This is a genomic window from Cryobacterium sp. TMT1-62, assembly GCF_004403145.1.
Lineage (GTDB): Bacteria > Actinomycetota > Actinomycetes > Actinomycetales > Microbacteriaceae > Cryobacterium > Cryobacterium sandaracinum.
The window spans coordinates 23,119-42,185 of sequence record NZ_SOGZ01000035.1 but is presented as its reverse complement, the minus strand read 5'-3'; the positions used below and the strand labels follow the sequence as shown (position 1 = coordinate 42,185).

Sequence of the window (19,067 nt, the reverse complement as noted above, 5' to 3'; positions counted from 1 at the left end):
GGCCGTCGGCGACGTGCCTTCAGAGTCAGACTCCGGCGCTGCGACGGGCCTTTTCGGGCCCGGTCTCGGTGCGGGCTTTGGGCTGGCCCTGGCCGCGGGTTTCTTCGGAAGGGGCGCCCCGGGGGTGCCCTCCCTCGCTTCTGCAGCCGCTTTTGCGCGGGCCGTACTCGGTCGCCCGGCGGCCACACGGGGGGTAGCCTTCGTGCGCGGCGGCGCCTTGGGGACAGGGGCCTTGCGCACCGGGACGGTGCGCACAACAGCCGGCGTCGTGGCCTGTGTTTCAGCAGAATCTAGCGCAGAAGAGGGCACCTTCTGCTCGTCGGGCTCGGATGTCGGGGGCGCTGGAGTCACCTCGCTAACCTACCAAGGACCGTCTGACATCGCAGGCTTCGGGGGTCACCCGAAAACACAGTCAGGCGCTGCCCAGCCACGGGCGCCCGGGTCACGAAAGCAACACGGAAAGGAGTCCGCTCTTCCCCCCAACCGAGGGCGTAGGGTACTCTCGAGTTGGCATAACGGTGTGTCTATACGTGAACGTACAAGTGAACCCTAGACAAACTCGATCTGAATCTGAGGGAGTCTCGGTCACTCGAATTCTTTTTTGAGGAGACAATCGTGACCACCCAGGTAGTCATTTTGGCAGCAGGTATGGGCAGCAGACTCGGACGTTCGCTTCCGAAGCCGCTCACCGAACTCAACGACGGTCGAACAATCATGCAGCAGCAGTTCGACAACATCGCGCACGCCTTCGGCAAGAAGGCGAAAGTTACCATCGTGGTCGGTTACAAGCTCGAGCACATCATCGAGGCCTTCCCGCAGGCATCCTTCGTTTACAACGAAGAGTATGACCAGACCAACACCTCGAAGAGCCTTCTGCGCGCTCTCCAGGCGTCCACCACCGGCGGTGTGCTCTGGATGAACGGTGACGTCGTCTTCGACCCGGCCATTCTCGACCGCGCTGCCGCGATGGTCGCTCGCGACCAGTCCTTCGTCACCGTCAACACCTCCAAGGTGTCCGACGAGGAGGTCAAGTACACGACCAGCGCCGAGGGCTACATCAAAGAACTCTCCAAGACTGTCAAGGGCGGGTTGGGCGAGGCAGTGGGCATCAACTTCATTTCCAGCGCGTACAAGGCTGTACTGGTCCACCACCTGACGAAGGTCGCCGACCAGGACTACTTCGAGCGCGGCATCGAACTCGCGATCGAGAAGAACAACCTGTTGGTCGAGCCTCTCGACATCTCCGATTTCTACGCGGTCGAGGTCGACTTCGCCGAGGATCTCGAACGGGCGAACCTCTTCGTCTAGCGGCGCCTTTCGCGGGGGCGCGCGCCGCGCCCCTACGATAGAGCGCGTGAGTAGATATGCGGAAGTGCGCCCTGAGCAGCGCACGTCTTTCGCCAGGTACCGTCATTCCCTCTGGTTGCTCACGCAGCGGGATCTGCGGGTGCGCTACTCAACGTCGCTGCTCGGTTACTTCTGGTCGATTCTCGACCCTTTGGTCATGGCCGGTATCTACTGGTTCGTCTTCACCCAGGTTTTCCAGCGCACGGTGGGCAACGAACCGTACATCGTCTTCCTGCTGTCGGCGCTGCTGCCGTGGATGTGGTTCAACGGCACCGTGTCCGACTGCACGCGCGCGTTCCTGCGCGAAGCGAAGCTGATTCGGTCCACCCGAATACCCCGCACGATCTGGGTGAACCGGCTCGTGCTGTCCAAGGGCATCGAGTTTGTGGCGTCCATCCCGGTGCTTCTGCTGTTCGCACTCATCTCCGGGGCTGAACTCAGCGCGGGTGCGGCCCTCTTCGCCCTCGCGATCCTGCTTCAGACGATCCTGACCGCAGGGATCGGGCTGATCGTCGCTCCCCTCGTGGTCTTCTTCCGCGACCTTGAGCGGGCCGTGAAGCTCATCCTCCGCTTCCTGTTCTACGCATCGCCGATCATCTATGGCACCGCGGACCTGCCCACGGAACTGCAGTTCTGGGCCGGCTTCAATCCGCTCAGCGGCCTGTTCAGCCTGTACCGGGCCGCGTTCTTCCCCGAGCAGCTCGATTGGAATCTCGTGCTGATCAGCGCGCTGATGTCGGTCCTCTTTCTTGTCGCCGGCCTGGTTGTCTTCACGCGCACCGAGCGCGCCGTCCTGAAGGAGATCTAGTGTCGGCACCGGTGATCACCCTCACGGGTGTCGGCATCCGTTTCCGCCGCAATCGACGCGGTCGGCGCTCGTTCAAGGACCTGTTCGCCGCCCGGAGGCGGCGCATCCGCCCGAACGAATTCTGGGCGCTGCGGAACGTTGCGTTCACGGTGCAGCGCGGCGAGGCGATCGGCGTGGTCGGCCGCAACGGGCAGGGCAAGTCGACCCTGTTGAAGCTGGTCACCGGCGTCGTGCTGCCCGACGAGGGCTCGGTACGCGTGACCGAGGGTGTGGCCCCGCTGATCGAGATCACGGGTGGCTTCGTGGACGACCTCACTGTGCGCGAGAACGTCTACCTGACCGCGGGCCTGCACGGGATGACGAAGAAGCAGATCGCGGCGCGCTTCGACGAGATCATCGCCTTCGCGGAGATCGCCGACTTCGTCGACACGCCCTACAAGCACCTGTCCAGTGGTATGAAGGTGCGCATCGCGTTCGCCGTGATTTCCAGGCTCGAGGAGCCCATCCTGCTCGTGGACGAGGTGCTCGCCGTCGGCGACAAGGCGTTCCGGGAGAAGTGCTACCGGCGGATCGAGGAACTGCTCGCCGGTGGGCGAACTCTGTTCTTCGTGTCCCACAACGAGCGGGACCTCAAGCGCTTCTGCACCCGAGGCCTCTACCTTGACAAGGGTGCGCTGGTTCTGGATGCCCCCATCACCGAGGTGCTGGCGCTCTACAACTCGCAATACGGGATCAAGCCGGCCTAACGGGCCGAGGCCATCACGGCATCCGGATCTTCCAGGCCGTCCCGGGAGGGCGGCAGTTGAGCGGAATTGAACCCGGTCATCAGATCGCCCGGCTCAATGCCGAGCACTGTGGCAAGCCGGATCAGGGTATGGAAAGTGGGGTTGCCAAGTCCCCGGTCGATCCGCGCGTAGTTGGACACGTTGAGGCCGGCCAGGTGGGCGACGGCCTCCTGATTGAGGGACAGCTGGCGCCGCCGACGACGCAGGCGAACACCGAGGATTCGGGATGCTTCTGACTTCGGCTCAGGCATTCTCCTTGTATAGGCGCGCACCGAGTTTTCCGCCAGTGGCACCCAGCCGGGGCACGTAAACTCATCGGGACACTGACGGAGGGCACTCTGATGGCCAAAAAAACCAAGCCGATTATTTCCGAGACGGGTGGCCTGCCGAAAGGCGGCCAGCTCCCCACCGGGATCGTCACGGGCTTCGACCGCGTGATGGCGATTCACCGTCCTGCCGTGCTCGCGCACATCCGTTCCGTGCGCCGCCGTTCCCCACAGGCGTCGCCCGTGGAGATCATCCGGATCCTGGAGCGGCGCTACCTCGCCGCCGTCACCACCGGGGGTGCCGCGGTCGGCGCGACGGCGGTCATCCCGGGGGTCGGCACCGCCGTCACCCTGGCCATCTCCGGCGTGGAGACGGCCGGGTTCCTCGAGGCCACCGCCCTGTTCACGCAGTCGGTGAGCGAAGTGCATGGCATCACGGTCGAGGACCCCGAGCGGGCACGCGCTCTGGTGATGACGATGATGCTCGGCCGCGAAGGCTCAGACCTGGTGCGCCAGCTGGCCGGCCAGGTCTCCGGCTCCGGCGTGCCGCGCGCCGCTTACTGGGGCGAACTCATCACGACCAGCATTCCCCGGGCCATCATGGGACCGCTGACCGATCGGCTGAAGAGCAGCTTCATCCGGCAGTTCGCCGCCAGGGGCGGCGCCAGCTTCATCGGCAAGGCCCTGCCGTTCGGTGTGGGCGCCATCATCGGGGGTGCGGGCAACCACATCCTGGGCTCGCGGGTCGTTCACTCGTCGCGGCTCGCGTTCGGCCAGCCGCCGGTCGGTTTCCGCGAGGAACTGGACCCCCAGGTGCGGAACGTCGTTCGGGAATCGCCGGCCCGCCGCATCCCCGGGATCACCCGGCTGTCCCTGACCGGCCTGTCCGGCCGGCTGTCCCCCCGGCGACGGATGCCCGGAGCACCGGACCCGACAACGCCGACACCGCCCCGTGCAGACTAGAGCTTCTCGACGTCGCTGACCTCGTCCGTCGGAGCGTCGATGGCTGGTTCGACCACTTCCAGGCTCACGGCCTGCGGGTGGGATGTGTCGAAGCGCTCCCACTCGTCCATCAGGTGCGCCACAGCGGCGTGGAAACGCTCCGTGGCGACTCCGGGACCGGTGTCGCCGAAGTAACGCTCGACCCAGATCTTGAGCCGGTCATGGGCCTCGCTGTCATGGGTGAGATCGTCGAGCACGCCGAGGATACTTCCCGCATCGTCGACGTTCAGCCACTCGCAGTCGGAGAGATAGCCGCCTGAGTCGATCTGAGCGGCCGGGTCGACCGGGCGGGTCACCATCAGGGCCTTGCCCGAGGCCAGACGGTCGTAGACCATCGCCGAGATGTCGACGATGGCGACATCCGCTGCCGACAACTGCCAGCCCAGGTCGGGGCTCGCGTCGTAGATGTGCCGGGCCGAGGCATCGCGCGCATTCGCCGTCGCGATGGCCGCGATGATGGTCTTGTTCGCCGCGCCGTACTCGCTGCTCACCACGCCGCTGCGGGGGTGCGGGCGGTAGATCACGCGGTGCCGGCCCGAGGCCAGCAGTGACGTCACCAGGGCAACGCCGTGGGACGCGATCGAGCCGTAGGCGGCGGCTGGCCGGTCGCCTTCCCAGGTCGGAGCGTAGAGGATGACCTGGCGCTCGTCCGGGGCGAACGGCGTCGCGCCGGAGTAGAAGTCGGCCTGGGGGCGGCCGATCTTCAGTGCGCGCTTGTCGAAGTCGTAGTCCCAAAGCACCTTGTCGAGACGGGCGATCGCGGCGTCGCCGGCGACGAAGGCGTAGTCGTAGGCCTTGATCTGGTTCGTGACCATGTACATTTTGTCGCTCTCACCGTGGTTGATGAAAACGTGCCAGCGGCCCCCGTAGCGCATCATTTGGAAGTTGCGGGTGTTCTGGTTCACGTAGAACACGATCCGGATGTCCTGCTGGGCCAGCACCTGCTCGAGGTCGACGACCCGGCGAACGTAGGCAACCGGGAGCGGGGACTCATCGATCAGCGGCAGGGCACCTGCCCCGCTGCGGCTCAGCACCAGGACGGGCCAGGTCTCGGCGAGCTTCGCGAGCGGCTTGTACCACTGCCGCATCTGGTACAGATTGACGTCGCCGTCGGCGAAGTAGACCGCGATCTTGAAGTGATTCCGGGGCAGCGGCTCACGCGTGGACAGCCGCCCGTTCAGCAGCCGCTGTGCCTTGCGGGACGCCGTGACGTCCCTGACCAGCTTGAGCCCAAGCCTGACGTCTCGTTGAATACCCACCCGTCAAGAGTACCGACGATGCCACTCGACCGAGCGCCGCTGGCCCCCCGAAGGGGACGTGACGACGGAATCGTTAGACGATGGGCGGCCGTCCGGCCAGCGTCATCCGCCACACCGTGCGCGCCCTGAGGGGACGCCGCTCCCCCGGGTCGGTGGTCCACCCCTCGCGGAAACCGGTGAGCCAGGCGCGCAGTGCGCCCGGATTTCGAGCCCAGCGCAGTACCTGGATCAGAAGCCAGGACCCGGCGTAGACGGGCACGAGCAGGACCGGAAGGTTGCGGCGAGCCAGCCAGACCCGGTTGCGGGCGTTCAATCGGTAGTAGTCGGCGTGCCGGGTGGGCGCGATCACGGGATGATTCGCTTCCAGCTCGCCGGCGTACCAGGCGCGCAGGCCCAGGTCCCAGACACGCCAGGCCAGCTCGATGCCCTCATGGGCGTAGAAGAACGGCTCGGCCCAGCCCCCGGTGGCGTCGAAGGCGGCCCGGGGTAGCAGTACGGCACCCTCCCAGACCGAGAAGACGTTGCTGGAGTGGGTGGCTTCGCCCTTGCGGATGCGCGGAATCCAGCGTCTCGGCGACACGATCCCGGCCGGGTCGACCACTCGGGGCTGCAGGAGGCCGATGGTCGAATCCGCCCGCAGCACGCCGATGGCATCTCGCAGAAAGTGCGGGTCCGGGATGCTGGCGTCGTCGTCGAGGAAGAAGAGAAACTCGCCCGCGACGCGGGAGACCCCGCGGTTGCGGCCGGCCGGAATGCCCAGGTTCTCGGGCAGGCCGAGCGTCTTCACCTGGTCCGGCAGCCCGGTCGGCTGCCAGCCATTGCCCACGCACACGATGTCCAGGAGAACTCCCTGCTGGGCCAGCAGACTGCGGATGCCGCGGGCAAGGTCGTCGGGACGGGTGCCCTGGGTGAGCAGCACGACCCCCACTGTCGGCAGGGCGGGCCCGACCGGTGAAGCGCTAGGACCGGACACGCTTGGACGCCATGATGGCCACGAAGTGGCCCACCAGTGAGAGGAAGGCCAGCGGGACGAGCACGATCAGCACGAACCGGTCGACCGCCGGCTCGCCGAGGAAGCTGCCGACGACCGCGGCGACGAAGATCAGCATGGTCAGTTCGACCGAGTGGTACAGCCGGTGGAACGGGAGGAACCGGGCCAGGCGGCGGGCGCGGGCGATGAAGCTCGACGTCGGGGTCTGCTCGTGCTTGCGATCGGCGAGTTTGGTCAGGCCGGCGTTCGCGCGGGCCACGTGCACCATGTCGTTGAGGGCCTTGTTCAGCACGATGACGAGGGCGAGCAGCAGTGCGAGCGTGGTCCACAGGAAGTCGGCGGGGGCCTCGAACGGGTAGAAGGCGCACCGGATCCCGAACGCGATCGGGATGAGGGCCTCTGTCGTGTAGTGCCCGACCTTGTCGAGGAACACGCCGGCCGGGGAGGACTGCCGGCGCCAGCGGGCGACCTCGCCGTCGCAGCAGTCGACCAACATCTGCAGCTGCCCAAGCAGGAGGGCGAGCATCGCGCCCCAGATGCCGGGAATGAGCAGCGCGGCCGCCGTGGACCAGCCGACCAGGATCATCAGGCCGGTGACGCCGTTCGCCGAGATAGAGGTCTTCAGAAGCATCCAGGTCAGATACGGGGAGATGTCGCGCAGGTAGAGCGACGCCGTCCAGTGCTCGGCGTTCGCCCGCAGCCGAACTTCCGGCGGCTGGGCCACGTGGCGCAGCTCGGCGATTGAGGAGGGTCGAGTCGCCGCGGGATTCGCTGACGTCATTGGTGCCTTCCGGTATGGGCCGTGATGTTGGTGGTGAATTTCAGAAACCCGAGCAGGAAGCCGATCCCCCAGCAGAAGTGAATGCAGGGCAAGACTACGAGAAACCACAGCCCGGCACGAAACCCGTCCGGCCGGGTCACCAGGGCCGTGGCCACGGCGACGAGCCCCAGGTAGGCGGCGGGAATCAGAAAACCGAGCAGCAACCACGGGTTCGCCCCGGTGAGGAGCTGAACCAGGCCAGCCAGCCCGGCCAGAGTGCCGACAGTGACACCCAGGACCATGACGGGCGGGGCGAAGTAACGGATGCCGTTGTCCTCGGGATATCGGCGGGCGAGTTCCCCTCGCCAGAGGCCGGTGGACACCATCTGCCGGGCCAGCCGGGCCAGACTCGGCCGGGGCCGATAGACGACCCGGAGCCGAGGTGTGAACCAGACGATGCCGCCCTGGTCGCGCAGACGGCGGTTGAGTTCCCAGTCCTGGCCGCGCTTGATGCCCTCGTCGAAGAGGCCGACGCGCACGATGCTGTCCATCCGAAAACAGCCCAGGTAGACGGTTTCCGCGGGGCCCTCCGGGCCGCCGATGTGCAGGGGAGTGCCGCCGAGGCCGATCTTCGTGCCATAAGCGCGCGCGACGGCTTTCTGGAACGGGCTCTCGCCCTGGGCGTCCATGACGCCGCCGACATTGTCGGCGCCGGTGCTCTCAAGGGTCTCCACGGCGATGCGGGCGTAGTCCGGCGGCAGCACCGAATGGGCGTCGACGCGAATGACGAACGCGTACTGCGAGGCACGGATAGCCGTGTTGAGGCCTGCCGGAGTGGAGCCGATCTCGTTCGCCACGATGCGGATGCGCGGATCGACCGCGGCCATCTCCTCAACCAGTTCGGTTGTGCCGTCGATGCTCGGGCCGAGGGCCAGGGTGACCTCGAAGGGCCCCGAGTAGTCCTGGCGGAGCAGACTGGTCACGGCGGCGCGCACATGGGTGACGTCATTCAGCACCGGCATCACATAGGAAACCCCGAGCAGGGATGCGGCTCCGGAAGAAGGATCCTGGCTGGTCATAGTTCCATTCTTCTGGCGGGATGTAAGAGCCTACCAGCCGGGTGTTTCCTGCCTGCATCGGGGCCGCAAACGACAGCTGCGCCGCCGGTGGATCACCGGCGGCGCAGCTGTTGTTCTCTGGAAGGAGCGAGTGGTCAGCTGGAGAGTGCGCCGACCGTGACGGATACCGTGGCCGACTTTCCATCGCGCACAAAGGTGAGGTCGGCCGTCTCGCCGGCCGCGAGAGCGCGCACCTGGGCGGTGAGGTCGTTCGCGTCGGTGATGGGTAGATCGTTGAGGTTGGTGACGATGTCGCCCTTTCGGAGTCCGGCCTTTTCCGCTGCACCGCCCGCCGAGACCTCGCTGATCAGGGCGCCGACGGTGGCGCTCTCCGGGCTGCCGGCAGCGCTGGTGACACTGGCGCCGAGCAGACCGTGGCTGGCCGTGCCGGTGGCGATCAGTTCGTCGGAGATACGCTTGGCCAGGTTCGACGGGATGGAGAAGCCCACGCCGATGCTGCCGGCGGCCGCCGAGTCGCCGCCCGCGCTGGCGATGGCGACGTTGATGCCGATCAGCTCGCCCTTGGCGTTGAGCAGGGCTCCGCCGGAGTTGCCGGGGTTGATCGCGGCATCCGTCTGGATGACCGAGAGTGAGATGCTGCCGGTGGAGGGAGCCTGGGCCGCGCCGCCGTTCTGGTCGGGAAGGTCGAAAAAGAACGGGCTCTGCTCTTCGTCGGGTGCGGAGTTCTCGGGTGTCGACGGGGCAGCCGAGGAGGCGATGGAGATGCTGCGGTTCAGTGCGCTGACGATGCCGTCGGTGACGCTGCCGGAGAGGCCGAGCGGTGCGCCGATCGCGATGGCGCTGTCGCCGACGTTGAGCTTGCCGGAATCGGCCCATTTGATCGGCGTCAGGCCGCTCGCACCGTCCAGCTTGATCACGGCGAGGTCGGAAACCGGGTCGGTGCCGACAATGGTGGCGGCGTAGAGCTTGCCGTCACTGGCGGTGACCTGAATGCTGGCGTCGGCGGCGGCGCCGTCGAGGGTGACGACGTGCGTGTTCGTGAGAATGTAGCCGTCTTCGGACAGGATGACGCCGGAACCGGTTCCGCCGGAGCTGCCGTCGGAGGCGGCGATGGTGACGACACTGGGCGTGGCCTTGGCGGCGACCGCCGTGATCTGGTTGACGCTGTCGGTGTTGTTGACCACGACCGTGCTGGGGCCGTCGGCCTGGCTGGTCGGGATTCCGACGGTCTGGTTGGTGACCACGAAGGCCGTGACGCCGGCGCCGGATGCCCCTCCGACGAGAGCGCCGATGGCGAGGGCCGCGATCAGGGCGATATTACCCGAGCGGCGGGGCTGCGTGCGCGGGCCGCCGGGCTGGTCGGCGGCGTACCCGTTCTGACGGGCGTAGGACTGCGGCTGGGTATTCGGCGCGTAGGGATTCGAGGTGGTGCTTTCCGCGACCGGGCGACCGAAGGAATCCGTGGCGTACGCGCGCGCGGGCGCGGCCGAGGCGGAGGTGGGCTGGGCCGCGGCGGGCTGGGCCGGCGACTGCTCAGAGGCGGAAACTGTGTCGGGGATGACCTCGGTCGGCTTCTCGTCGCCGGGGGTGCCGCCGGAGGAGTGATCCGCAGAGGGCTGGGCCGTGGCGGAAGCCTCGCCGGCCGCATTGACTTCGAATGGGACTGCGTCGTCGGGATCGGGAGTGGTGCCGGGTGCCTGCGGATTGTCGGTCATGGTGTGCTCCTTCCAAGCATTTCCACCTTGACTCCTGAACCTGAACGAATGATCTGTGCAGCCTGGGAGCATTCAATGACGACGCCGTGACTTGCGCGGTGCCGGGTCGATCAACACAGTTAGCAACCCGGACCAGCCGGGTTTGTCGTGCACTCGCGGTTGACGAGCACCGTCTGGGCATTCCCCACGATCACGCCGAGCGGGCTGGCCGAGGTCGACAGCGTACCCTGCACCGGCCGCCAGGCAAGGCCCGCGAAGCGATACTCGGCCGAGTACACCACCGCGACGACCACGGCATAGCTTCCCGGACTGGCGAACGCGTGGCTGGTGGCGGTGTCGGAGAATTCCGGGAGGCCCAGTGCCGCCCAGGTCGCGCCGCCCGAGTTCGTGCTTGCCTGGGCACCGTCGCCGTAGGACCAGCGGTAGCCGACCGGGGTGAAATGAACCTCCGCCGGATATCCCAGCAAGGCGCCGGTACGGGAGTGCTCGGATGCCGACGCGATGAAGTTCGCGGGCAAACCCGCCACGCTCCAGCCGCGCGGTTCCATCGTCTGGGACGGCGCCGCGGGCTGGAAGTTGACCAGATCACTAACCCTCACCACGAGGTTCGGGTCGCACGGCGACCCCGGAATGCAGTTGACCGTGAAGTCGTCGCGCACGAACGCCAGCGGATCGACGACGGGTGCTGCACCGACTTGGCCGCCACCGGCGTTGCCGCTGCCGCTGCCGGAACCGGACCCGCCCGCCCCGGATCCCGCTCCGCCACCGGCTTCGTTCCCGGACCCCTGTCCCCCGCCGGTCTCGTACCCCGCAGAAAGGTCCACCCCGCCGTTGTTGATGGCACCGTTAGCCTCCGGGCAGCCGCCAATCTGAAGGTCAGCACGACTGCAGGAACCATCGGCGGCAAGAGTCGGTTCGGGGATCGTGAGGACTATCAAGGCGGTCAGGAAGCAAATCATGATGGCGACGTTCGTCCGCATTACTTGCATATTCCGGCCCCGTCCCAGACATCAGCGCTCGACACAAGGAGCTTGACCGGCTCTCGCGAGACGAGATCAAACGACACGATGAAGGGAGTGAAATCTGGTCTCGCATCCTTCACGACGGAGTCACCATTCACGTTCACCACGTCCACTTCCGAGATGTCCGAGCACAAGTAGGTGGTAACTATCCCTCGGCCGGCTTTTTCAGTTAGGCTCAAATCCTGAAGGATTAAGTCCGAAAACCGACTTTCGCCGACGCTTCTGAGTTTGTTGGACCGGACCTGGGCGTAACCTTCCATCTCTATCTCGGCTAGCGTTTCAGTGGAAAACGCACGAATTCGGTCTGGGTTTTCCCCACCCTCCGCGAGGATCTGGTCTGACATTGCCAGATACGCCGCATAGGCTTCGGTGGCCGCAGCCAGAGCTTCCTCATCGGACGCGAAGACGGGGGCATCCGTCGGCGCGGTCGTCTCGGACGCCTGGGGCGCTCGGGGCACCGGTTCGGGCGTGCAACCGGTCAGCGCGAGTGTGCCGAGCAGCAGCAGCGGGCCCAGAACGAGGAGGTCGCGCTGCACGGTCCGCATGCGGCCAACCTAGGGCATCCGGCGCAGCCCCGCTCGAACTTTCCACATGTCGTAGTTTGGAGCCATGCAGGTGACATCATGACAATCTCCGGGGCCTGGCGACGCACGGCCCGTGGGGCCGGCCTGCTCGCCGCGGACGGCACCGTCGCCGCGAGCATTTTCGCGGAGATGAGTGCCCTTGCCCTGCGCACCGGCGCCATCAACCTCGGCCAGGGATTCCCCGACGAGGACGGCCCTGCCGAGGTTCTCGAAGCCGCACGCCAGGCGATCTCCGACGGTGCGAACCAGTACCCGCCGGGGCGCGGCTTGCCCGTGCTGCGAGGCGCCATCGCTCGGCATCAGCACCGGTTCTACGGCCTGTCCGTCGATCCGGATACCGAGGTCCTGGTGACGGCGGGTGCCACCGAGGCGCTGGCGGCAACCGTTCTCGCACTGCTCGACCCCGGCGACGAGGTTGTCACGCTGGAGCCGTTCTACGACGCCTACGGCGGCCTGATCGCGCTGGGCGGGGGCATCCATCGCACGGTGCGCCTGCGGGCGCCCGATTTCCAGCCGGACCCCGACGAACTGCGCGCCGCCATCACGGACCGCACCCGACTGATTATCGTGAACAATCCGCACAACCCCACCGGGGCCGTGCTGCCGCGCGAGACCCTGGAACTCATCGTGTCCCTCGCACACCGTCACGACGCGCTCATCGTGACCGACGAGGTCTACGAGCACCTCACCTTCGGTGTCGCCCACGTGCCCGTCGCGACGATTCCGGGCGCGAGCGAGCGCACCATCACGATCTCCTCCGGTGGGAAGACGTTCAACACCACCGGCTGGAAGATCGGCTGGCTCACCGCCCCGTCCGCTCTTGTCACCGCAATCCTGGCCGTGAAGCAGTTCCTCACCTATGTGAACGGCGCGCCGTTCCAGCCGGCGATCGCGCGGGGCCTCGACCTGCCGGACACCTTCTACACTGGTGTCGCCGCCGACCTGCAGGCCAAGCGCGATGTTCTCGAGAGCGGCCTGATCGAAGCGGGGTTCACGGTCAGTCGACCTCAGGGGTCGTATTTTATCGTGGCGGATGCCGCGCCGCTCGGCTACCCTGATGGCGCCGAGTTCTGCCGGGTGCTGCCCGATCTCGCCGGGGTGGTCGCGGTTCCGATCGGCGCGTTCTGCTCCGCCCGGCACCGGTCCGAGTATGCCTCGCTGGTGCGATTCGCCTACTGTAAAAAGGTGGACGTGCTTGAGCGCGCCGCCGCCCAGCTGGCCGGCATCATCGCCCGTTAGCAGCCCGGCAGCCGCCGCTTTGGAGGTGCCGACAGGGGTTCTAGTGCGCCAGTGCCGGGTAGTCCGTGTAGCCCTCGGCTCCGGCACCGTAGAAGGTAAGCGGGTCGGGAGCGTTCAGCGGCAGGTCCTTGAGCCAGCGCGACACGAGGTCGGGGTTGGCGATCACGGCACGGCCCACGACGACCGCATCCGCCAGTTCGTCGGCGATGATGGCCATCGCCTCGTCCCGGTCGGTGACCTCGCCGAAGCCGCTGTTCACCAAGAGCGGCCCAGCGAAACGGGCACGCAGCTGCTGCACCAGTTCGCCGGCCGGCTCGCGGTGCAGGATGCTCAGGTACGCAAGGCCCAGCGGAGCGAGTGCATCGGCGAGCGCGCCGTAGGTGGCCATAAGGTCGGCGGCATCCGTTTCGAGGGCATCCTGAATGTTGTGCTCCGGCGAGACCCGGATGCCGACGCGGCCGGCGCCGATCGCCTCGGCCACCGCGGTGACGACCTCGACAACGAAACGGGCCCGGTTCTGCGGGGAGCCGCCGTAGATGTCGTCGCGCTGGTTGGAGGCCGGCGAGAGGAACTCGTGCAGGAGGTAACCGTTCGCGGAGTGAATCTCGACGCCGTCGAGTCCCGCGGCGATGGCGTTACGGGAGGCCTGCACGAAGTCCGCGATCACGCCGGGGAGTTCGTCGAGTGTGAGGGCGTGCGGTACCGGGTAGGCAGCCTTTCCCGCGTAGGTGCGGGTATCGCCCTGGATGGCGATGGCGCTGGGAGCCACGACCTCGCGGCCGCCGTTGGTGCCCTCGTGGGTGACGCGGCCCGCGTGCATTACCTGGGCGACTAGGCGCCCGCCGGCGGAGTGCACGGCGTCGGCGACGTTGGTCCAGCCGACGATCTGCTCGGGGGTGACCAGCCCTGGCTGGCCGGGGAAGCCCTGACCGGCGTGGCTGGGGTAGGTGCCCTCGGTCACGATCAAGCCGAGCGAAGCACGCTGCCTATAGTGCTCGACGACGAGGGGGCCGGGAACGCCCTCGATTCCGGACCGAACCCGGGTCAGCGGCGCCATGACGAGCCGGTTGGGCAGTTCCAGGTCGCCGAGGGACAACGGGGAGAAAAGATTCACGAATAGCTCTTTCTGTGGGTCAGGGTGTCGCCGGACGGAGCGTGCGCCGTCTCGGACAGGGGAAGCAGCTTCCCCCTGGGGCCAACGGCCCTGCTCTCCCGCGCATTCCCCTCACCCGTCACGGTCGGGCAATCCACAGGAGCCGACGCACCGAACCAGCATTATGAGCACCATCGCCGAGACCCGGCCGACGACGTCGCCACGGAGCTTCCCGACCCCGGATGCACCGACCCGGGAGGACCCGGACCGCACCGGATACTGCCCGTTCCCTCTGTCGTCCGACGCCCGGGCCTTCGGACTGACCACGAGCTCCATGCGGCTGCGCCAGGCAACGGTTTCGGTGCGGCACGGCCGCCGTACCGGGAGCGAAACCGCGACCATCCTGCTGCACGGCGCCGCGGGATCCTGGACGACCTGGACGCCGCTGCTGGCCGCGGCCGAAGCCTCCGGTCTCGGCCTGACCGACCTGATCATCCCCGACCTGCCCGGCTGGGGGGACTCGCCGCTTCCGGCGGCGGGACCCTCTCGTTCCATCGAGGCAACCGCTGCGGTGGTGGCCGAGATCGCCTGGGCGCTCGGCTACCGCTCCTGGACCGTGATCGGCCACTCCCTCGGCGGCTTCGTGGCACTCGAACTTGCCGCAAGCGAGACCCGGTCGACCGCGTTCGTCGGCCTCGTCTCGGCCACGACGTTCTCGGTGATCGACACCGTGCGGCACCCGGTCGCCCGGTTCGCCGCGCTGCCGGGGTACAGCGCCCTGCTGCCGGTACTGCGGGCCGTCGCCCGGGCCGGGCGCGCCGGCCACGGTCTGATCCGCCTGCTCCACCGCACCGGGCTGCTGCGCACGCTGGCGGCGCCGTTGTTCCGCCGACCGGAGCTGCTGCACGAGAGCGTCATCGGGGCCCTTGCGACCGAGCTGCGCCCGCAGGCGTTCGCCGTGGCATCCGACCTCGCCGGAACCTACGACGCCAACCGCTGGGCCCGGATCGAGTGCGCCGTGCACGCAACCCAGGGTGACGCCGACATTTTCGTGGCGGCGACGGATGCGGCCAGGCTCCGCGCGGTCATCCGCGGCTTCGATCTGGTCACGGTGCCGGGCACCGGGCATTTCGCGCACGTGGAGAAACCGTATGAGACGCTGCTTCACCTGTTGCCGAACGGATGCCTGCCCCGGTCAGGCGTGTTCCCGCAGTAGTAGTCGCTGTGTCCTGGACGATCCCGCGGCACGGCTGTTTCCCTTGTCAAGCGGGTTCATAGCGACCAAACTGAGGAGCAGTCCTGAGATCTGGTCACCCTGTGCGGCCGGCCTCTGAACAGCCCCACCGATTGAAAGCGGCTCCCCATGGGTTCGTTGACGTATGACAGGGTCACGGTCGAATTCGACGACCGGATATTGGCGCATCTCCAGATCGTGATCGTACAGAAACTTCGCCGGGGCGAAAGCTTCCTGCTCTCGTGGCGAAACGCCGCCGAAGCCGGAAACGGTCGCAGTTCCGCGTGGCTGCACCCGGCCATTCCCCTGTATTTCAAGTTCTCCGGCGGTCAGCCGCCGAGCATCAACCCGCTATGGCTCGCCCAGCTCACCCGTTCCGCTAACAGTTCCCAGGGTCTGGTGGCCACCGGCGAGGAGCGGGCGATGGGTGAACCCGAACATCCGGAGCGCACCGACCGCGGTCATCGCCCGGATCAGAAGTTCACGGTGCGCGCGGCGCCCGCCTCGCAGGACACCATCGCCACCGAACTCTGAGCTGGCTGCACGCTCAGCGGGGCACGACCGCGAAGCGACGCAGGGCCAGCGATGGATTGCGGGCGCGCACGGCTGTGAGGCGCTCCGACAGCACCCAGGCGACGGCGACATCCGTTGTCTCGCCGATGGTGACCAGTTCCACGCCCATCGGGTCGACCACCATGCTGTTGCCGACGCCCACTGGCGGGGCGTGGTCGGCGGCCGCCACGTAGACCGTGTTCTCCAGGGCGCGCGCTGTCAGCAGCGTGCGCCAGTGCTGTTCCTTCAACGGTCCCCGCACCCACTCGGCGGGCACCAGCACCAGTTCGGCCCCCGCGTCGACCAGGCGGCGCGTCACCTCCGGGAAACGGATGTCGTAGCAGGTCTGCAGTCCCACCCGCAGTCCCGCCACCTCGAACGTCTCGGGTTCCTCCACGGCGCCAGGCCGCACCCAGTCCGATTCACGGTCGCCGAAAGCGTCGTAGAGGTGCAGCTTGCGGTACTTCGCGACGAGTTCGCCGGCCGGATCCACCGCGACGAGGGTGTTGAAGAAGCGGCTCGGGTCATCCGTGGCCTCCAGCATGCCGGCCACGACATGCACGCCGAGTTCCACCGCGAGCGCGGCGAGGGCGGCCACGAAGGGGCCGTCCACAGGTTCGGCCGCGGCGACGAAAGAGGGCCCCAGGACCGGTTCGAAGAAAGAGGAGTACTCGGGGAAGACGACCAGCCGGGCTCCGCGGCCGACGGCCGTCTCGGCGAGGGCACGCATGGCGGCGAGATTCACGGCCGGCTCGCGGCCGGGGGCGAACTGGGCCACCGCAACCCCCAGGGCAGCCACAGGGCCGGAGCCAGCGCCGGCAGCTGCAGCTGCAGCGGGAGCAGGATCGCGCGTCTCGAGGGGATCGATCATGGCGTCAGCCTAGCCGCCGGCAACGCCTCGGCCGGGGTCGCGGCATCCGTAGCCCTCGGTCCGTACCGGTCCTGGGTTCCAGGGTTCAGCGGGGTGGCCTAACGTATATGCGTGTCTCCCCCTCCGCTGGTCTCCCGCCTGGTTCGCCCCGAGGCGCTGACCCTGCCCCTGCGCCGAACCGAAGGACTGGCAGCGATTCTCGGGCTGCTCGGCCTCCTCGTCTCGGCGGCAGGATCGTGGCGGCCCTCGTATTGGGGCGACGAGGCGGCCAGCGTGATGTCGGCGGAACGTTCCCTGCCGGGGCTCTTCCGACTTCTGGACAACGTCGACGCGGTGCACGGCGCCTATTATCTGCTGCTGCACGTCTGGATCGGCCTCTTCGGCTCTTCGGAGCTGGCGACTCGCGGGCTGAGCGCTCTCTTCGTCGGCTTCGCGACGGCCGGCACCTTCGTGCTGGCACGCACCCTGATCTCCCACCGGGTCGGCGTGCTCGCGGCCATCGTCTTCGCGCTGCTCCCCCGGGTCACCTACATGGGCGCCGAAGCCCGTTCGGCCGCAGTCGCCACGGCCGTTGTGGTGTGGCTGACCGTTCTGCTGATGCACCTGCTGCGGAGCCGCTATCAGGATCGCGCCACCCGCTTCGCGCTCTGGGCGGCTTACACCGCGCTCCTGGCCCTGGGAATCTACTTCTTCCTCTTTGTGCTGCTGCTGATCCCGGTGCTCGGCCTCGCCGTGCTGCTGATACCGCCGGAGGGCGACAGGTGGGCGGGCATTCGCGCCTGGACCCTGGCCACGGCCTCCGGGCTCGCCCTGGCTGCCCCCGTGATGGCGGCCAGCCTTCAGCAGCGCGATCAGATCGCCTTCATCGGGCGGCGCCCGCCGATCGCCGTGCTCACCGCCGCAGTGCACCAGTGGTTCGGCAACGTACCGCTGGCCGTTCTGGCGTGGGGTCTGATCCTGCTGGCGGTGGTGATGGTCTTCGCCGTGCGCGGGCGGCGGGCCGCACCAACAGCAACCAGGGCGGCCCTGGCGGTCATGCTGGCCTGGCTGATCGTGCCGAGCGCAGCGCTCCTGATCGGCACGCACCTCGTCACGCCGATGTACTCGCTGCGGTACCTGTCGGTGGGTACGCCGGCGGCGGCGATCGCCATCGCCATGGGGATCGCCTGCCTCCGGCCGCTCTGGCCGCAGGCCGCCGCGCTGGGCCTGATCACGGCTCTCATGCTGCCCACCTATCTCGACCAGCGCGGCGAGTTCGGCAAGAACTACGGCAGTGACCTGCGCCAGGCGTCCGAGGTCGTGCGGGCCGGCGCGCAGCCCGGAGACGCGGTCGTTTTCGACGAGAGCGTGCGGCCCTCCCGCAAGCCCCGCCTCGCCCTGCGGCTCTACCCGGCCGCGTTCGAGGGCCTGCGGGACGTCACCCTCGCGGTACCGTTCGACGCCACCAACGACTTGTGGGACGTGGCTGTGCCGCTGGAGCAGGTGACCGACCGACTTACCGGCACGAACCGGGTCTGGGTGCTGCTGAACCAGGCCAGCGGTGAGAATAGGCGGGGGGACAACATCCGCATCCTGCAACAACTCGGGTTCACGGTCGCCGAGTCGACCATGCTGAACCGAACGCAGATCATCGAAATGACAAGGTAGCCCCATGGCTCGGACTCTGATCATCATCCCGACCTACAACGAGCAGGGCAACGTCGCGTCGATCGTGTCCCGGGTGCGCGCGAGCGTGCCGGCGGCCGACGTTCTGGTCGTCGATGATTCCTCCCCGGACGGCACGGGGCAGCTGGCTGACGCGCTGGCCGCCACCGATTCCCAAGTGCACGCCCTGCACCGCTCCCGGAAGAGCGGCCTCGGAGCCGCCTATCTCGAGGCCTTCGCCTGGGGGCTCTCCCGCGGCTACGACCGACTGGTGCAGCTCGACGCCGACGGATCGCACCTGCCAGAGCAACTGCCGACCCTGCTCGAGGCCGCGGAGACGGCGGATGTGGTGCTGGGCTCCCGCTGGGTCCCGGGCGGAATGGTGCGGAACTGGCCGTGGCACCGGCGTCTGCTGTCGCGGGGCGGATCGGTCTACTCGCGCGTGCTGCTCCGGCTGCCCCAGCGAGACGTCACCGGCGGTTACCGCGTCTTCACGGCGCATGCCCTCCGGCGAATGGACCTCTCCGGCGTCGAGAGCCTGGGCTACTGCTTCCAGATCGACATGCTGCTGCATGCGGTTCGGGCCGGGCTCAGCGTTGTCGAGAAGCCGATCACGTTCGTGGAGCGCACCGTCGGTTCCTCGAAGATGAGTGCCGCGATCGTGGCCGAGGCGATGGCCCGTGTCACTATCTGGGGTCTCACCGGCAGGAACGCTCGCCGCGTTGCCGCGTCTACACCGACATCCCTGCCGCGTGCCCGCTGACCGGACCCGCACGCCTCCCCATAGGGCGTGACTTCTGGTCAGAGTGACTATAA

19 protein-coding genes are annotated in these 19,067 nt (G+C 67.6%); 9 read left to right on the top strand and 10 right to left on the bottom strand.

Annotated elements, in window-relative coordinates; translation table 11 throughout:
- Positions 1 to 615: 615 nt before the first annotated feature.
- Genes E3T34_RS10540 through E3T34_RS10530 form a run of 3 tightly spaced genes read left to right on the top strand, consistent with a single transcriptional unit; the run spans position 616 to position 2,901 of the window.
- Positions 616 to 1,308: an NTP transferase domain-containing protein gene (locus tag E3T34_RS10540; protein WP_134342956.1), complete on the top strand. Its 693-nt coding sequence runs from the start codon at positions 616 to 618 to the stop codon at positions 1,306 to 1,308.
- Between the two features lie 46 nt (positions 1,309 to 1,354).
- Positions 1,355 to 2,155 carry an ABC transporter permease gene (locus tag E3T34_RS10535; protein WP_233191298.1) on the top strand — a complete coding sequence of 267 codons (801 nt, stop codon included), beginning with the start codon at positions 1,355 to 1,357 and terminating at the stop codon, positions 2,153 to 2,155.
- Positions 2,155 to 2,901 carry an ABC transporter ATP-binding protein gene (locus E3T34_RS10530; RefSeq protein ID WP_104100221.1) on the top strand — a complete coding sequence of 249 codons (747 nt, stop codon included), beginning with the start codon at positions 2,155 to 2,157 and terminating at the stop codon, positions 2,899 to 2,901. The genes E3T34_RS10535 and E3T34_RS10530 overlap by 1 nt, the downstream gene beginning before the upstream one ends.
- Here the strand turns inward: E3T34_RS10530 and E3T34_RS10525 are convergent.
- Positions 2,898 to 3,191 carry a helix-turn-helix domain-containing protein gene (locus E3T34_RS10525; protein WP_104100222.1) on the bottom strand — a complete coding sequence of 98 codons (294 nt, stop codon included), beginning with the start codon at positions 3,189 to 3,191 and terminating at the stop codon, positions 2,898 to 2,900. The two genes, E3T34_RS10530 and E3T34_RS10525, sit on opposite strands and share 4 nt — an antisense overlap.
- Before the next feature lie 90 nt (positions 3,192 to 3,281).
- On the opposite strand from E3T34_RS10525, the gene E3T34_RS10520 reads away from it, so the two are divergent.
- Entirely contained in the window at positions 3,282 to 4,169 is an 888-nt protein-coding gene (locus E3T34_RS10520) for a hypothetical protein (protein WP_241977390.1), read from the top strand.
- Here the strand turns inward: E3T34_RS10520 and E3T34_RS10515 are convergent.
- From E3T34_RS10515 to E3T34_RS10485, 7 genes are all read right to left on the bottom strand, one after another.
- Positions 4,166 to 5,467 carry a hypothetical protein gene (locus E3T34_RS10515; protein WP_104100223.1) on the bottom strand — a complete coding sequence of 434 codons (1,302 nt, stop codon included), beginning with the start codon at positions 5,465 to 5,467 and terminating at the stop codon, positions 4,166 to 4,168. The genes E3T34_RS10520 and E3T34_RS10515 overlap by 4 nt on opposite strands.
- Positions 5,468 to 5,540: 73 nt before the next feature.
- Positions 5,541 to 6,440, bottom strand: a complete 900-nt coding sequence (locus E3T34_RS10510; protein WP_104100224.1) for a glycosyltransferase family 2 protein — start codon at positions 6,438 to 6,440, stop codon at positions 5,541 to 5,543.
- Entirely contained in the window at positions 6,427 to 7,239 is an 813-nt protein-coding gene (locus E3T34_RS10505; protein WP_134342955.1) for a CDP-alcohol phosphatidyltransferase family protein, read from the bottom strand. The genes E3T34_RS10510 and E3T34_RS10505 overlap by 14 nt, the downstream gene beginning before the upstream one ends.
- On the bottom strand, positions 7,236 to 8,297 hold the full coding sequence (locus tag E3T34_RS10500; protein ID WP_233191302.1) for a glycosyltransferase family 2 protein: 1,062 nt from the start codon (positions 8,295 to 8,297) through the stop codon (positions 7,236 to 7,238). Before E3T34_RS10500 ends, E3T34_RS10505 begins: the two co-directional genes overlap by 4 nt.
- 134 nt (positions 8,298 to 8,431) lie before the next feature.
- The gene (locus E3T34_RS10495; protein ID WP_134342954.1) at positions 8,432 to 10,012 is read right to left on the bottom strand and encodes a S1C family serine protease; all 1,581 of its coding nucleotides are present in this window, start codon (positions 10,010 to 10,012) and stop codon (positions 8,432 to 8,434) included.
- A gap of 119 nt (positions 10,013 to 10,131) precedes the next feature.
- Complete coding sequence (locus tag E3T34_RS10490) at positions 10,132 to 10,992, bottom strand: hypothetical protein (RefSeq protein WP_134342953.1); 861 nt, start codon at positions 10,990 to 10,992, stop codon at positions 10,132 to 10,134.
- Positions 10,992 to 11,579, bottom strand: a complete 588-nt coding sequence (locus E3T34_RS10485) for a hypothetical protein (RefSeq protein ID WP_134342952.1) — start codon at positions 11,577 to 11,579, stop codon at positions 10,992 to 10,994. The genes E3T34_RS10490 and E3T34_RS10485 overlap by 1 nt, the downstream gene beginning before the upstream one ends.
- 78 nt (positions 11,580 to 11,657) lie before the next feature.
- On the opposite strand from E3T34_RS10485, the gene E3T34_RS10480 reads away from it, so the two are divergent.
- Complete coding sequence (locus E3T34_RS10480) at positions 11,658 to 12,857, top strand: aminotransferase class I/II-fold pyridoxal phosphate-dependent enzyme (protein ID WP_134342951.1); 1,200 nt, start codon at positions 11,658 to 11,660, stop codon at positions 12,855 to 12,857.
- Between the two features lie 40 nt (positions 12,858 to 12,897).
- Here E3T34_RS10480 and E3T34_RS10475 read toward each other — a convergent pair whose 3' ends face one another.
- Entirely contained in the window at positions 12,898 to 13,971 is a 1,074-nt protein-coding gene (locus tag E3T34_RS10475) for an alkene reductase (protein WP_134342950.1), read from the bottom strand.
- Between the two features lie 163 nt (positions 13,972 to 14,134).
- Between E3T34_RS10475 and E3T34_RS10470 the strand changes: the two genes are divergently transcribed.
- Together E3T34_RS10470 and E3T34_RS10465 are read left to right on the top strand one after the other, a co-directional pair.
- Positions 14,135 to 15,166: an alpha/beta fold hydrolase gene (locus E3T34_RS10470; protein WP_158250232.1), complete on the top strand. Its 1,032-nt coding sequence runs from the start codon at positions 14,135 to 14,137 to the stop codon at positions 15,164 to 15,166.
- A gap of 147 nt (positions 15,167 to 15,313) precedes the next feature.
- A complete protein-coding gene (locus E3T34_RS10465) occupies positions 15,314 to 15,718 on the top strand; it encodes an ATP-dependent DNA ligase (protein WP_233191304.1) in 405 nt (134 codons plus the stop codon).
- Between the two features lie 13 nt (positions 15,719 to 15,731).
- On the opposite strand, the gene E3T34_RS10460 is transcribed toward E3T34_RS10465, so the two are convergent.
- Complete coding sequence (locus tag E3T34_RS10460; RefSeq protein ID WP_134342948.1) at positions 15,732 to 16,607, bottom strand: carbon-nitrogen hydrolase family protein; 876 nt, start codon at positions 16,605 to 16,607, stop codon at positions 15,732 to 15,734.
- A 111-nt stretch (positions 16,608 to 16,718) separates the two neighbouring features.
- Between E3T34_RS10460 and E3T34_RS10455 the strand changes: the two genes are divergently transcribed.
- Both E3T34_RS10455 and E3T34_RS10450 read left to right on the top strand, forming a co-directional pair.
- A complete protein-coding gene (locus tag E3T34_RS10455; protein ID WP_134342947.1) occupies positions 16,719 to 18,254 on the top strand; it encodes a glycosyltransferase family 39 protein in 1,536 nt (511 codons plus the stop codon).
- 4 nt (positions 18,255 to 18,258) lie between these two features.
- Positions 18,259 to 19,014, top strand: coding sequence for a polyprenol monophosphomannose synthase (locus E3T34_RS10450; RefSeq protein ID WP_134342946.1), 756 nt, complete (start codon positions 18,259 to 18,261; stop codon positions 19,012 to 19,014).
- Positions 19,015 to 19,067: the final 53 nt, after the last annotated feature.